This window comes from Pseudomonas sp. FSL W5-0203 (assembly GCF_001896155.1).
GTDB classification, from domain to species: domain Bacteria; phylum Pseudomonadota; class Gammaproteobacteria; order Pseudomonadales; family Pseudomonadaceae; genus Aquipseudomonas; species Aquipseudomonas paracarnis.
Genome location: NZ_MPOR01000008.1, coordinates 67,829 through 81,704, shown reverse-complemented (window position 1 = coordinate 81,704; position 13,876 = coordinate 67,829). Strand labels below are relative to the sequence as shown.

14 protein-coding genes are annotated in these 13,876 nt (G+C 60.7%); 2 read left to right on the top strand and 12 right to left on the bottom strand.

Translation table 11 applies throughout. The annotated features are described in order from the left end of the window. Positions 1 to 98: 98 nt before the first annotated feature. The 10 genes from BOP96_RS09900 to ccoN (BOP96_RS09855) all read right to left on the bottom strand — a co-directional run bounded on the left by BOP96_RS09900 (position 99) and on the right by ccoN (BOP96_RS09855) (position 9,246). Positions 99 to 638: a FixH family protein gene (locus BOP96_RS09900; protein WP_073452575.1), complete on the bottom strand. Its 540-nt coding sequence runs from the start codon at positions 636 to 638 to the stop codon at positions 99 to 101. Between the two features lie 14 nt (positions 639 to 652). Next, entirely contained in the window at positions 653 to 2,056 is a 1,404-nt protein-coding gene (ccoG, locus tag BOP96_RS09895) for a cytochrome c oxidase accessory protein CcoG (RefSeq protein ID WP_019820489.1), read from the bottom strand. 429 nt (positions 2,057 to 2,485) lie between these two features. Then, a complete protein-coding gene (gene ccoP / locus BOP96_RS09890; protein ID WP_073452573.1) occupies positions 2,486 to 3,463 on the bottom strand; it encodes a cytochrome-c oxidase, cbb3-type subunit III in 978 nt (325 codons plus the stop codon). After that, the gene (locus BOP96_RS09885) at positions 3,460 to 3,645 is read right to left on the bottom strand and encodes a CcoQ/FixQ family Cbb3-type cytochrome c oxidase assembly chaperone (protein WP_003193169.1); all 186 of its coding nucleotides are present in this window, start codon (positions 3,643 to 3,645) and stop codon (positions 3,460 to 3,462) included. The genes ccoP (BOP96_RS09890) and BOP96_RS09885 overlap by 4 nt, the downstream gene beginning before the upstream one ends. A gap of 5 nt (positions 3,646 to 3,650) precedes the next feature. Next, complete coding sequence (gene ccoO / locus BOP96_RS09880) at positions 3,651 to 4,259, bottom strand: cytochrome-c oxidase, cbb3-type subunit II (protein WP_003193167.1); 609 nt, start codon at positions 4,257 to 4,259, stop codon at positions 3,651 to 3,653. Beyond that, a complete protein-coding gene (gene ccoN, locus BOP96_RS09875; RefSeq protein ID WP_014719443.1) occupies positions 4,259 to 5,701 on the bottom strand; it encodes a cytochrome-c oxidase, cbb3-type subunit I in 1,443 nt (480 codons plus the stop codon). Before ccoN (BOP96_RS09875) ends, ccoO (BOP96_RS09880) begins: the two co-directional genes overlap by 1 nt. Positions 5,702 to 6,054: 353 nt before the next feature. Further along, positions 6,055 to 7,002 (bottom strand): cytochrome-c oxidase, cbb3-type subunit III, encoded by a 948-nt coding sequence (gene ccoP, locus BOP96_RS09870; RefSeq protein ID WP_014719442.1) that lies wholly within the window; start codon positions 7,000 to 7,002, stop codon positions 6,055 to 6,057. Further along, entirely contained in the window at positions 6,999 to 7,199 is a 201-nt protein-coding gene (locus tag BOP96_RS09865) for a cbb3-type cytochrome oxidase subunit 3 (RefSeq protein WP_003193161.1), read from the bottom strand. The genes ccoP (BOP96_RS09870) and BOP96_RS09865 overlap by 4 nt, the downstream gene beginning before the upstream one ends. A gap of 3 nt (positions 7,200 to 7,202) precedes the next feature. Further along, positions 7,203 to 7,811 (bottom strand): cytochrome-c oxidase, cbb3-type subunit II, encoded by a 609-nt coding sequence (ccoO, locus tag BOP96_RS09860; protein WP_003193159.1) that lies wholly within the window; start codon positions 7,809 to 7,811, stop codon positions 7,203 to 7,205. A gap of 10 nt (positions 7,812 to 7,821) precedes the next feature. After that, a complete protein-coding gene (gene ccoN / locus BOP96_RS09855) occupies positions 7,822 to 9,246 on the bottom strand; it encodes a cytochrome-c oxidase, cbb3-type subunit I (protein ID WP_019820482.1) in 1,425 nt (474 codons plus the stop codon). A gap of 79 nt (positions 9,247 to 9,325) precedes the next feature. Here ccoN (BOP96_RS09855) and BOP96_RS09850 point away from each other — a divergent pair, with 79 nt between their 5' ends. Continuing rightward, on the top strand, positions 9,326 to 10,018 hold the full coding sequence (locus tag BOP96_RS09850) for an alpha/beta family hydrolase (RefSeq protein ID WP_014719441.1): 693 nt from the start codon (positions 9,326 to 9,328) through the stop codon (positions 10,016 to 10,018). Between the two features lie 102 nt (positions 10,019 to 10,120). Here BOP96_RS09850 and BOP96_RS09845 read toward each other — a convergent pair whose 3' ends face one another. Further along, the gene (locus BOP96_RS09845) at positions 10,121 to 11,686 is read right to left on the bottom strand and encodes a methyl-accepting chemotaxis protein (protein ID WP_014719440.1); all 1,566 of its coding nucleotides are present in this window, start codon (positions 11,684 to 11,686) and stop codon (positions 10,121 to 10,123) included. Positions 11,687 to 11,794: 108 nt separating this feature from the next. Beyond that, positions 11,795 to 12,586 carry a CPBP family intramembrane glutamic endopeptidase gene (locus tag BOP96_RS09840; RefSeq protein WP_019820478.1) on the bottom strand — a complete coding sequence of 264 codons (792 nt, stop codon included), beginning with the start codon at positions 12,584 to 12,586 and terminating at the stop codon, positions 11,795 to 11,797. A 421-nt stretch (positions 12,587 to 13,007) separates the two neighbouring features. Between BOP96_RS09840 and BOP96_RS09835 the strand changes: the two genes are divergently transcribed. Beyond that, positions 13,008 to 13,868, top strand: coding sequence for a DMT family transporter (locus tag BOP96_RS09835; protein WP_073452570.1), 861 nt, complete (start codon positions 13,008 to 13,010; stop codon positions 13,866 to 13,868). The last annotated feature ends 8 nt before the right edge of the window (positions 13,869 to 13,876 follow it).

Sequence of the window (13,876 nt, the reverse complement as noted above, 5' to 3'; positions counted from 1 at the left end):
CTTTGCGTGGGAATGTTGCCTGTGACGTTCTGCGTCACAAAGCAGACGCAGAGCGTCCAGCAAGGCGTTACCACGCAGAGCGTGGGAACGATCATCGTCTACTTCCTCAGGTCCTCGGCGCCCTGCAACGGTTCGTCACCCAGCAGCAAGTCCTTGTCGTGGCTGACCTCTTCTTCTTCGAACAGGCGCCAGGTGTTGCCGCCCTCCACGCCAAGCAGTTCCACGAAACGGCGACCTTCGACCTTGTCGGTGACCTGGCCGATGTAGCGACCGGGCTCGCTGTCGCTGCGGGTGAGGTTGATCTTGCGATCCTTCTCTGGCTGGGTCGGGGAGATCAGGTTCAGCTCCAGAGTATTTGGATTGCTGTAGCCAGTCAGTTGCAGCTCGACCTCGCCGGTCAGTTCGTCCAGGTGCAGCTTGCCGCGCAGTTGCAGGGTCTGGGCCAGGCGCTCGCGGTCCAGGGAACGGTTGATGCCTTTGCCGGCCTCGTAGTAGTTGTCGTTGACCAGGTTGTCCGGGTTGTTCACTGCGATGGTCACCATGGACAAGGTCAGGGTCACTGAGCAGGCCAGAATCGCGATGATGATCCAGGGCCAGAGGTGTTTGTACCAAGGGCTGGCGGCAGTAGTTGCAGGCATGCGTGTGTTCCCTGTTAACGAACTTGTGGGCCGATGAATCGGCTCTTGGCTTCAATATGGACGCTGGTGTCATCGGCGTCCTTGAGGATGAAGGTCACCTCGTTGGTGCTCGACGGCAACTGCTCCGGCGCACTCGACAACTCCACCGGCATGCTGACGATATCGCCGGCGGCCACTTTGATCTCACGTCGGCCTTGCAGCTTGAGGTCTGGCAGGCCAGCGGCGTCGAGCACGTAGGTGTGGTCGCGCTGGTCTTTGTTCATGATCTTCAGGCTGTAGACGTTTTCGATGCGTCCTTCGGCGTTTTCACGGTACAGCACGCGGTCCTTGCTGACGTCGAAACCCACCAGCGAGCGCATGAAGAAGGCCGCCACCAACAGGCTGATCATCGCCAGCAACACCAGGGCGTAACCGATCAGGCGCGGGCGCAGCTTATGGGTTTTCTGCCCCGACAGGTTGTGTTCGGTGGTGTAGCTGATCAGGCCGCGTGGGTACTCCATCTTGTCCATGATGTTGTCGCAGGCATCAATACAGGCGGCGCAACCGATGCACTCGATTTGCAGCCCGTCGCGGATATCGATACCGGTAGGGCACACCTGCACGCACATCGTGCAGTCGATGCAGTCGCCCAGGCCCTGGGCCTTGTAGTCGGTACCCTTTTTACGTGGGCCACGCACTTCGCCACGGCGGGGGTCATAGGACACGATCAAGGTGTCTTTGTCGAACATCACGCTCTGGAAGCGCGCATAGGGGCACATGTAGATGCACACCTGCTCACGCAGCCAGCCGGCGTTGCCGTAGGTGGCGAGGGTGAAGAAACCCACCCAGAAATACGACCAGCCATCGGCCTGGCCGGTGAAGAAATCGAATACCAGTTCACGGATCGGTGAAAAGTAGCCGACAAAAGTGAGGCCGGTGGCAAAGCCGATCAGCAGCCACAGGCTGTGCTTGCTGAATTTGCGCAGGAATTTGTTGGCGCTCATGGGCGCCTTGTCGAGCTTGATGCGCTGGTTGCGGTCGCCTTCGGTGACCTTTTCGCACCACATGAAGATCCATGTCCACACGCTTTGCGGGCAGGTATAGCCGCACCACACGCGCCCGGCGTATACGGTGATAAAGAACAGGCCAAAGGCCGCGACAATGAGAATGCCCGACAGCAGGATGAAATCCTGAGGCCAGAACGTTGCACCAAAAATAAAGAATTTACGCTCCGGCAGGTTCCACCATACCGCCTGGTGACCGCCCCAGTTCAGCCACACGGTGCCGAAGTACAGCAGAAACAGAGCGGCACCGCCGACCATGCGCAGATTGCGGAACAAGCCAGTGAAGGCGCGGGTGTAAATCTTCTCACGCGAAGCGTAGAGGTCGACGGTTTTGGCAGGCGGGGTAACGTCATGTACCGGTATCTGGTCGCTCATCATTGCATCCCACGGCGGTGGAGATTTGCCTCGGCCAGTACGTGCCAGCCGGGGTCAAATTAAGGGTGTTGCAGTGGCCTAATGATACGCCCCCGATGGTGCGCAAAGGGTGCGACCTTTGGTCGCGTTGGGGGAAATCAATTGATGGTGTACGTGACCTGGATCAATTGACTTGGCAAGTATGGACGGTTTTTGTGGTTGTGGTGACGCGGCAGGTCTCAAGGCCATCCCGTCAACAGGCCCGGTCTTGAATGTGCAGGAGGACAAATGTGGGAGCTGGCTTGCCTGCGAAAGCGATGGGCCGGTCAGCCTATTTGTGACGGACAGAGCGCTTTCGCAGGCACGCCAGCTCCCACCCCGGATCTAAGCTTTTCAAGAAATGACCCCGCCGCTCTCTCAGTGGCGAGGCCATGGCGTGCTCAGCTAACTTTACTGCTCCTCAGCCTTCTTATCCCCATGAGACAAGCTATACACATACGCCGCAAGCAAGTGCACTTTGTCATTGCCCTGCAACTGCTCCTGCGCCGGCATCTGGCCCTGGCGGCCATAACGGATGGTCTGCTGCAGTTGCGCGAAGCTTGAACCGTAGATGAACGCACCCGGATGCGTCAGGTCGGGCGCGCCCATGGCTGGGGTGCCTTTACCAGCCGGGCCGTGGCAGGCCACGCAGTTGGCGGCGAAGAGTTTCTCACCGTTGGCCACATCGGCCTTGGCGCCTTCCGGCAGTTTGCGGCCATCGAGTTGGGTCACCACAAAGCCTGCTACGTCAGCCACGCCTTGCTCACCGATGACTTCGGCCCAGCCCGGCATCACCGCGTGGCGGCCCTTCATGATGGTTTCCTTGATGGTGTTGGGTTCACCGCCCCAGCGCCAGTCGGCGTCGGTCAGGTTGGGGAAGCCGTAGGCGCCTTTGGCGTCGGAGCCGTGGCACACCGAGCAGTTGGAGGCGAACAGGCGGCCGCCCATCTTCAAGGCTTGCGGGTCCTTGGCGACTTCTTCAATCGGCATCGACGCGAATTTGGCGAAGATCGGCCCGAACTTGGCCTCCGACCTGGTCATTTCCTTTTCCCACTCGTGCACGCCGGTCCAGCCGGTCTGGCCGTTGGCGAACGGGGTTTGCTTGTCGTTGTCGAGGTAGTTGTAGCCTGGCAGCAGGCCCTTCCAGTTGCCGAGGCCAGGGTAGAGCACCAGGTAACCAAGGGCGAAGACGATGGTGCCGACAAACAGCATGAACCACCACTTGGGCAGCGGGTTGTCGTACTCCTCGATGCCGTCGAACGAGTGGCCGACGGTCTCGTCCGTCTGCTCGGTGCGCTGGCCCTTGCGGGTCGACAGCAGCAGCCAGGTCAGGGCGAAGATGGTACCCAGACTGAGGACTGTGACGTACAGACTCCAGAACGTAGTCATTCTTTGTTACTCCTAGAAGCTTGCTCGACGTGCTTGATGGCTTCGGGGTCATCTGCGAAGGGCAGCATGGTCGCGTCGTCAAACTCCGACTTGCGCCGTGGGCTGAACACCCACAACGCCAGGCCGATAAAGGCCACCATCACCACAACGGTGCCCAGGCCACGAATCATCCCGATATCCATGTAGGTCACCGTTTGCTTTTGATGATGGTGCCAAGGCCTTGCAGGTAGGCCACCAATGCGTCCATTTCGGTCTTGCCCTTCACGGCGGCGGCCGCACCGGCGATGTCTTCGTCGGTGTAGGGCACGCCCAGGGTGCGCAAGACTTCCATCTTCTTCGCGGTGTCCTTGCCGTCGAGCTTGTTTTCCACGAGGAACGGGTACGCCGGCATTTTCGACTCAGGCACGACGTTGCGCGGGTTGTACAGGTGCGCACGCTGCCAGTCATCGGAGTAACGCCCGCCCACACGGGCCAGGTCCGGGCCGGTGCGCTTGGAACCCCACAGGAACGGGTGGTCCCACACGCTTTCACCGGCGACCGAGTAGTGGCCGTATCGTTCGGTTTCGGCGCGGAAGGGGCGTATCATCTGCGAGTGGCAGCCCACGCAACCGTTGGCGATGTAGACGTCGCGGCCTTCCAGTTCAAGGGCGGTGCGCGGCTTCATACCTTCGACCGGCTTGTTGGTCACGTCCTGGAAAAACAGTGGGACGATTTGGGTCAGGCCGCCAATGCTCACGGCGATGACCATGAAGAAGGCCAGCAGGCCGATGTTCTTCTCGACGACTTCATGCTTCATCAGTGAGCTCCCACAACGGCGATCTTGGCGGCGGCTTCGGCTTCTACAGGGTCGCTGGCACGCACGGTGCGCCAGACGTTGTAGGCCATCAACAACATGCCACTGGCAAAGAACGCACCGCCCAGGGCACGTACGATAAAGCCCGGGTGGCTGGCTTGCAGCGCTTCGACGAAGGAATAGGTGAGGGTGCCGTCATCGTTGATCGCACGCCACATCAGGCCCTGGGTGATGCCGTTGACCCACATCGAGGCGATGTAGAGCACGGTGCCAATAGTGGCCAGCCAGAAGTGCGCGTTGATCAGCCCGACGCTGTGCATCTGCACGCGGCCGAACAGTTTGGGGATCATGTGGTACAGCGCGCCGATGGAGATCATCGCTACCCAGCCCAGAGCGCCGGCATGTACGTGGCCAATGGTCCAGTCGGTGTAGTGGGACAGCGAGTTGACGGTCTTGATTGCCATCATCGGCCCTTCGAAGGTCGACATGCCGTAGAACGCCAGGGACACCACCAAAAACCGCAGGATCGGGTCGGTGCGCAGCTTATGCCAGGCGCCCGAGAGGGTCATCATGCCGTTGATCATGCCGCCCCAGCTTGGCGCCAGCAGGATGATCGACATCGCCATGCCCAGGGACTGTGCCCAATCCGGCAAGGCGGTGTAGTGCAAGTGGTGAGGGCCGGCCCAGATGTACAGGGTGATCAGCGCCCAGAAGTGCACGATGGACAGGCGATAAGAGTAGATCGGACGCTCGGCCTGCTTGGGCACGAAGTAGTACATCATCCCCAGGAAACCGGTGGTGAGGAAGAAGCCTACGGCGTTGTGGCCGTACCACCACTGGATCATCGCGTCCGTTGCGCCGGAATAGGCCGAATAGGACTTGAACAGGTTCACCGGCAGGGAGGCGTGGTTGACGATGTGCAGCATCGCAGTGACCACGATAAAGGCCCCGTAGAACCAGTTGCCTACGTAGATGTGCTTGGTCTTGCGCTTGACGATGGTGCCAAAGAACACCAGGCCGTAGGTCACCCACACAATGGCAAGCAAAATGGCGATCGGCCATTCCAGCTCAGCGTATTCCTTGGTGGTGGTGTAGCCCAGGGGCAGGCTGATGATGGCGCCGACGATGACCGCCTGCCAGCCCCAGAAGGTGAAGGCGGCAAGACCATCGGAAATCAGTCGCGTCTGGCAGGTGCGCTGCACGACATAGTAGGAGGTGGCAAACAGTGCACATCCGCCGAAGGCGAAGATCACCAGGTTGGTGTGCAGCGGGCGCAGGCGGCCGAAGGTCGTCCAGGGCAGGTCGAAATTCAATTGCGGCCAAACCAGTTGCGAGGCGATGAACACCCCGAGCCCCATGCCAAGGATCCCCCAGACCACCGTCATGATGGCGAACTGGCGGACTACCTTATAGTTATAAGCAGTCGGACTGATTGCTGTGCTCATTCTAAGGTTCCACGGTTTAGGTTTTTTTATAGGTAAAATCGGCCGCAAGTATGTAGAAACCGAGGGGCCATTGCAACGCAATGGCTGACCTGTATCAATGCGTTCCACGCCAGATTCTGCGCCCTTTCCATGTTTGGTGTAAGGATAAAGACCGAAATAGAAAGCTGATCAAGTGGACAGGAATTTTAGGGGGCGCAACGAATACCGTCGCCTACGCCAGAATTGCTCCACTGTGGGAACAAGCGTAGACCCGAATAGGAGGAGGGGAAAGTTGGGTTTGGAAGGGGTGCGACACTTGGTCGCGACTTGTGCCTGTGGCGAGGGAGCAAGCTCCCTCGCCACAGATAAGGCTTTTACTGCGGCTGGCTATCTGGCGTTGCACCATCAGCGTTATGGGACAGGCTGTACACGTAAGCCGCCAGCAGGTGCACCTTGTCATTGCCTTGCAGCACGTCCTGGGCCGGCATCTGGCCCTGGCGACCATGGCGGATGGTCTGCTGCAACTGTGCCAGGCTGGTGCCGTAGATAAACCCGGCAGGCTCGGTCAGGTTGGGCGCGCCCATGGCTTCCACGCCGTGACCTTGCGGACCATGACACGCCACGCAGGTGGTGCTGAAGGCGGCTTGGCCGGCTGCCAGGTCGGCGGTGTTGTCGGCGGGCAACGGCAACTTGGCCAGGTCGTGGCGCACGTAAGCGGCGACGTTTTTCACCCCGTCCTCGCCCAGCACTTCACCCCAGGCCGGCATCGCCGCGTGGCGACCGTTCAGGATGGTGGCCTTGATGGCCTCGGCCGAACCGCCCCAGCGCCAGTTGCTGTCCGCCAGGTTGGGGAAGCCATAGGCGCCCTTGGCGTCCGAGCCGTGGCATACCGCGCAGTTGGAGGCGAACAGGCGACCGCCCATCTTCAATGCTTGCGGGTCCTTGGCCACTTCTTCTACCGGCATGGCCGCGAACTTGGCGAAGATCGGCCCGAACCTGGCGTCGGCCTTGGCCATTTCCTTGTCCCATTCCTTGGTCTGGGTCCAGCCGTCCTCATAGCCCGGCAGTACACCTTTCCAGTTGCCCAGGCCCGGGTAGAGGATCAGGTAGCCGACGGCAAACACCAGGGTGCCGGCGAACAACATGAACCACCACTGGGGCAGCGGGTTATCGTATTCCTCGATACCGTCGAAGGCGTGGCCCATGGTCTGGTCGACGCTGCCCTTGGTCTCGCCCTTGCGAGTGCCGACCAACAGCCAGGTCAGGCCGATGAGGCTGCCCAGGGTCAATACGCAGATCCATGTACTCCAGAACGTAGTCATGGCCGAGTGCTCCTTGTGGCTGGCTCTGCTTGAGCGTCGGGTGGGGAAGGTTCATCGGCAAACGGCAGCAGGCGCGCCTGCTCGAATTCCGCGTTGCGGCGGTTGTTGAACACCCACAGCGACAGGCCGATAAAGGCGATGGCGACCACCAGCGTGCCAAGGCCGCGGATGGTGCCCGCATCGAATTCAAATCCCATGGCTCACCTCTTGCTCTTGATAGCAGTGCCGAGCACTTGCAGGTAGGAAACCAGCGCGTCCATCTCGGTCTTGCCCTTGAGGCTGGCGACGGCGCCGTTGATGTCGTCGTCGGTGTACGGCACGCCGAGGGTGCGCATCACTTTCAACTTGGTCTCGGTGTGGCTGCTGTCGACGGCGGCGGTGACCAGCCATGGGTAGGCCGGCATTTTCGACTCCGGCACCACGTTGCGCGGGTTGTACAAGTGCGCGCGGTGCCAGTCGTCCGAGTAGCGCGCGCCAACGCGGGCTAGGTCCGGGCCGGTACGCTTGGAGCCCCACAAGAACGGGTGGTCCCACACGCTTTCGCCAGCCACCGAGTAGTGGCCGTAGCGCTCGGTCTCGGCGCGGAACGGGCGGATCATCTGCGAGTGGCACTGCACGCAGCCTTCGCGGATGTAGATGTCGCGGCCTTCCAGTTGCAGCGCGGTGTAGGGCTTCATGCCTTCGACCGGCTTGTTGGTCACGTCCTGGAAGAACAGCGGGACGATCTGGGTCAGGCCGCCGATGCTCACGGCGAGCACCATCAGCAGCATCAACAGGCCGACGTTCTTTTCAATCGTTTCGTGTTTCATCATCGACTCCTCAGGCCATCTGCGCGGCAGCGGTGACTTCGGCAGGTTGCGCCGAACGCACGGTGCGCCATGTGTTGTAAGCCATCAGGAACATGCCGCTGAGGAAGATCGCACCGCCCACCAAACGCACGATGAAGCCAGGGTGGCTGGCCACCAGAGTTTCGACGAAGGAGTAGGTGAGGGTGCCGTCTTCGTTGACCGCACGCCACATCAGGCCCTGGGCGATGCCGTTGACCCACATCGACGCGATGTAGAGCACGGTGCCGATGGTGGCCAGCCAGAAATGCGCGTTGATCAGGCCGAGGCTGTACATCTGCTCGCGACCGAAGATTTTCGGGATCATGTGGTACAGCGCGCCGATGGAGATCATCGCCACCCAGCCCAGCGCCCCGGCGTGTACGTGGCCGATGGTCCAGTCGGTGTAGTGGGAGAGGGCGTTGACGGTCTTGATCGCCATCATCGGGCCTTCGAAGGTCGACATGCCGTAGAAGGCCAGGGAGACGACGAGGAAGCGCAGGATCGGGTCGCTGCGCAGCTTATGCCAGGCGCCCGAGAGGGTCATCATGCCGTTGATCATGCCGCCCCAGCTTGGCGCCAGCAGCACCAGTGACATCACCATGCCCAGGGACTGCGCCCAGTCCGGCAAGGCGGTGTAGTGCAAGTGGTGAGGGCCGGCCCAGATGTACAGGGTGATCAGCGCCCAGAAGTGCACGATCGACAAGCGATAGGAATACACCGGGCGCTCGGCCTGTTTGGGCACGAAGTAGTACATCATCCCCAGAAAGCCCGCAGTCAGGAAAAAGCCTACCGCGTTGTGCCCATACCACCACTGCACCATGGCATCCGTCGCACCGCCGTACAGCGAGTAGGACTTGGTCAGGCTGACCGGGATTTCCAGGTTATTGACGATATGCAAGATGGCCACGGTGATGATGAACGCGCCGAAGAACCAGTTGCCCACATAGATATGCTTGGTCTTGCGCTTCATGATCGTGCCGAAGAACACGATGGCGTAGGCGACCCAGACGATGGTGATCAGGATGTCGATCGGCCATTCCAGCTCGGCGTATTCTTTGGAGCTGGTGTAGCCCAGTGGCAGGCTGATCGCGGCCAGCAGGATCACAAGCTGCCAGCCCCAGAAGCAGAACGCGGCGACTCTCGGCGCGAACAGCTGCGTCTGGCAGGTGCGTTGCACCGAGTAAAAGGAGCTGGCGAACAGCGCACAGCCACCGAACGCGAAGATCACCGCGTTGGTGTGCAAAGGGCGCAGGCGGCCGAAGCTGGTCCAGGGCAAATCGAAGTTGAGCGCAGGCCAAACCAATTGGGCAGCGAGAAAAACCCCGAGCCCCATGCCGACGATGCCCCACACCACCGTCATAATGGCGAATTGGCGGACCACCTTGTAGTTATAGGCGGTACTTAAAGTAGTGTTCATGGTTCCCCATCCACGGTTCAACCCAAGCAAGTGCGGCACTTGGGCTGGAGTTATAGGCAGACTAAAAAGCGAGGCAAGCATGGGCAAAGAGCACAAGGCCAGTATTGACGGGGATCAATGGGCGCAGTGTGTACGGGAACATGGCTGGTTGTGGGATGTCGCCACCGGCGCGACGTCGGGTGAGCCGGTCACGCTGATCCTGGCCCACGGCGCCGGCGCACCGATGGACTCGGCGTTCATGAACGATATGGCCGCACGCCTTGCCGGGCATGGCGTGAGCGTGTTGCGCTTCGAGTTCCCGTACATGGCCCAGCGTCGCGTGGACGGCGGCAAACGCCCCCCGAATCCGGCGCCGAAACTGCTGGAGTGCTGGCGCGAGGTGTATGCCGAGGTGCGACGTCATGTCGCTGGGAAACTGGCGATGGGTGGCAAGTCCATGGGCGGGCGGATGGCCAGTTTACTGGCCGATGAACTGGGCGCCGATGGGTTGGTGTGCCTGGGCTATCCGTTCTATGCGGTGGGCAAGCCAGAGAAACCCCGGGTGGAGCACTTGGCTGCGCTTACGACGCCCACCTTGATTGCGCAGGGCGAGCGCGATGCCTTGGGCAATCGTGCGGCGGTGCAGAGTTATGACTTGTCAGAGAGCATTGAGGTGATGTGGTTGGCGGCGGGGGACCATGACTTGAAGCCGCTGAAGGCTTCGGGGTTTAGCCATGAGCAGCACTTGGAGGCGGCGGCGGTGCAGGTGGCTGAGTTTCTCCGGACCTGTTAGCGCCCTATCGGAGGCAAGCCCCCTCCCACATTGGGCTGGGTTCACCTATTTCTATCGGTGAATACCGTCCAGTGTGGGAGCTGGCTTGCCTGCGATAGCAGTTTATCGGTTAAAACGCTCTACCAGCGAATACTGGGTATTGGCGGTATGCGTCAACTCTTCACTCAGTTGCGCCGAGTTCATCGCCTGCTCCGAGGTCTGGTCCGCCAACAGCGCAATGGTGCTGATGTTGCGGCTGATCTCCTCGGCCACCGCACTTTGCTCCTCGGTTGCGGCTGCGATCTGGGTGGTCATGTCGGTGATATTGGCCACCGCCTCACTGATACCCACCAAGGCCTGGTCTGCTTCCATCACCCGTGCCACACCTTCTTCGGCCTGGCGGTGCCCGGCGTCCATGGTTTGCACGGCCGCAGCCGCCGTGTGTTGCAGCTTGGCAATCAGGGTATGGATCTGCCCGGTGGATTCGGCCGTACGCTGCGCCAGTTGGCGTACTTCATCGGCGACCACCGCAAAACCACGGCCCATCTCACCGGCACGCGCGGCTTCGATAGCGGCGTTGAGTGCCAGCAGGTTGGTCTGGTCGGCAATGCCTTTGATCACATCAACCACGCCGCCGATTTCATCGCTGTCTTTGGCCAGTTGCGTGACGGTCACACCGGTCTCTCCAACGGCTGCCGAAAGACGCTGAATCGCCTCGCGGGTTTCCCCGGCGATATCGCGGCCGCGGCCGGTCAGGCGGTTGGCTTCCTGGGTGGCGTCGGCGGTGCGCTGCACGTGGCTGGCCACTTCTTGGGTGGTCGCCGCCATCTGGTTTACCGCAGTGGCCACCTGTTCGGTTTCCACGCGCTGGCGTTCCAGGCCGCTGGAGCTGTTGTGCGCCAGGGTGTTGGATTGCGCGGCCTGGTCGTTGAGGTGCTCGGCGGTGTCCTGCAGGCGGGTAAGACAGGTCTTCAGACGCGCTTCCTGGCTGAGGATCGACATTTCCAGGCGCGCTTGTGCGCCACGGCTGTCGGTGTACATCTGCGCGATCAACGGGTCGGACGTGGTCTGTTCGGCCAGGCGCAGCAAACGCTTGAGACCGCGCTGTTGCCAGCTCAAGCCCAGCAGGCCCAACGGCACCGACAGCGCCGCTGCCAGGGCAAAGCCCCATTGGGAGGTGAGGGTGGCGCCGATCATGAAGCTTAACTGGCTGACCAGGATAAACGGCAGCCAGTCCTGCAACACCGGCAGCCACTTGTCCCGTTGGGGGACGGCCGACTTGCCTTGGTTGATGCGTTGATAGAGCGCTTCGGCCCGGCGGATCTGCTCGGCGGTGGGCTTGATGCGCACCGATTCGTAGCCGATCACCTGGTTACCGTCGAAGACCGGCGTCACATAGGCGTTAACCCAATAGTGGTCACCGGTCTTGCAGCGATTCTTGACAATGCCCATCCATGGCAAGCCTTGTTTGAGCGTGGACCACATATGCGCGAACACGGCCGGCGGCACATCCGGGTGACGCACCAGGTTGTGTGGCGCGCGCACCAGTTCTTCGCGGGTGAACCCACTGATTTCGACAAAGGCGTCGTTGCAGTAGGTAATTACACCCTTGGCATCTGTGGTGGAGATCAACCGTTGCTGAGCGGGGAAGGTACGTTCGCGCTGGGTAACGGGTTGGTTATTACGCATGATTGTTCAATCCGCAAGGCTTTCAGGGGGTATCGGCCATGCGGGGCATTTATTTAACTTATTTTTGCAACAATCCTGCGAACAGCGTTGCCTCTGTAGAAGGCAGGCTTAGCCGGCGAGCATCGGGTAGGTAAACAACCCGAAGTGCAGCAGATTCAAGCCAAAATGCGTGGCAATCGCCGCGCCTAGCCCGCCGAACCGATACGCCAGGCCGTAGCCCACGCCCGCAATACCCGCCAGCAGCATCCACTGCCAACCCGCAGCAAAATGCACCAGGCCGAATAACAGCGAGGCCAGCAGAAGCGCGAGGTTCTCGCCATAGGGCAGGTGTTTGAAGCGTTGGCTCAGGCCGCCCTGGATATACCCGCGAAACAGCGCTTCTTCGACCAACGTCACCAGCAGCAGGTTGTTCAACACCCACAGCCACGCCTCGTCCGGCCACTTGGGCGCCCAACTGATCATCCCCAGCAGGGCCGCGCCACCCAAGGCGGCGATAGCGGCCAGAGTCAGGGCCATGGCTGTGACGCAGATCGACAGGCGCAATGAGCGCCGCGCCACAATCCACGGGCAGGCCAGCAACAGCCAGAAGCCGATCAGGGGTTTGTCCTGGTTCAGGTACATCGAGAAGGGCACTGAGTCCGGAGTAAATCGCTGGGGCGCAATACCGCGGCCGTTATAGAAGCCCGGTAGCCAGTGCATCGCCAGGCCCAGGGCCAGGACGATAAACAAGCCGTGGCCCAAGTAGCGTGCCCAAGGGTTGCGTTGCTGGCGCACGGCGTACCCGGCCACCAGCAACAGTGCGATGGAGACCGCCGCCAGTACGCCCAGTTGGCCGTAGATCAAAGCCACGACATAGCCAATGGAAAGTAGGGTGAGGTACAGCCAGGGCAAAGCAATCATGTGAAATCCTTGGAAAAAAACTGGGCGGCATTATAGCGAGCGGTCTGCCTGGACGGCATGAAAACTCCTCCACCCACAGGGTGAGGGGAAAGGATTGCAAAATGTATTTGCGGCTGGTTATAGTCGTCGCGTCTTCATCCCTTCAAAAAGATCAGCACATGCCAGCTTCCCAGCGCATAGCGGTAGTCGATTCAGCGGTCAACGCTGTGGTCGTGCCGTGCCGTGGCAAGCAGCCTGCGCAGATCAGTCACTACCCCCCACCTGTCAGTAGCACGCCGGTGTACGCAGTCGTATCACCGCCGGGTGTTGGCATTTCGGGCTGATCAGCGATTCGCTGTTGCCCCGTGCCTGCCTGAAAAAAACCTACTGAAATTCAGTTTTTTACTGAGTCGGCTTTTTTGCCTGATAACAGGTGGTAACCATGTCTGTGCTTTCGAAACAATCCGTGGCCGCGGCGGCCTCGACGAGCGTGTTTGTCTTGCTGTGGAGCAGCGGGGCGATCTTCTCCAAGTTGGGCTTGGCCCATGCTTCGCCCTTTGCCTTTCTGCTGATCCGCTTTGCCATCGCCCTGATGGGGTTGGTGGTGTTGGTACCCATCCTCAAGTTGAAGCTGCCTCGTCCCGGCAAACCCTTGCTGTATGCGGCGGCGACGGGCCTGGTTTTGCTGGGGGCCTACCAGATTTTCTATCTGCTGGCCCTGGACCTCAACGTCACCCCCGGGGTGATGGCGACCATCATGGGTGTGCAGCCGATCCTCACCGTGGTGCTGATGGAGCGCCAACGCTCCTGGCGCCGGCTGTTCGGCCTGGGGTTGGGGTTGGCGGGCTTGATCATGGTGGTGTACCAGGGCATCGGGTTGGCGGGCATGTCCCTGGCCGGGATGGTGTTCGGGCTGCTGGCGCTGGCGAGCATGACGTTTGGCTCTATCATGCAAAAGCGCATCACCGACAACCCCTTGGGCACGCTGCCACTGCAATACCTGGCCGCGTTGCTACTGTGCGCGGTGTTCGTGCCGTTCCAGCCGTTCCACTTTGAACACAGTGCGCGTTTTTACCTGCCGGTCCTGTGGATGGGGCTGGTGGTGTCCGTGCTGGCGACGTTATTGCTGTACCGCCTGATCGCCCGGGGCAACCTGGTGAATGTCACCAGCCTGTTCTACCTGGTGCCAGCAGTGACGGCGGTGATGGACTACCTGATCTTCGGTAATCGCCTGGCCTTGTTGAGCGTGCTGGGAATGGCGTTGATCATCGTCGGCTTGGTGTTTGTATTCCGTAAGCAATAAACCCACCC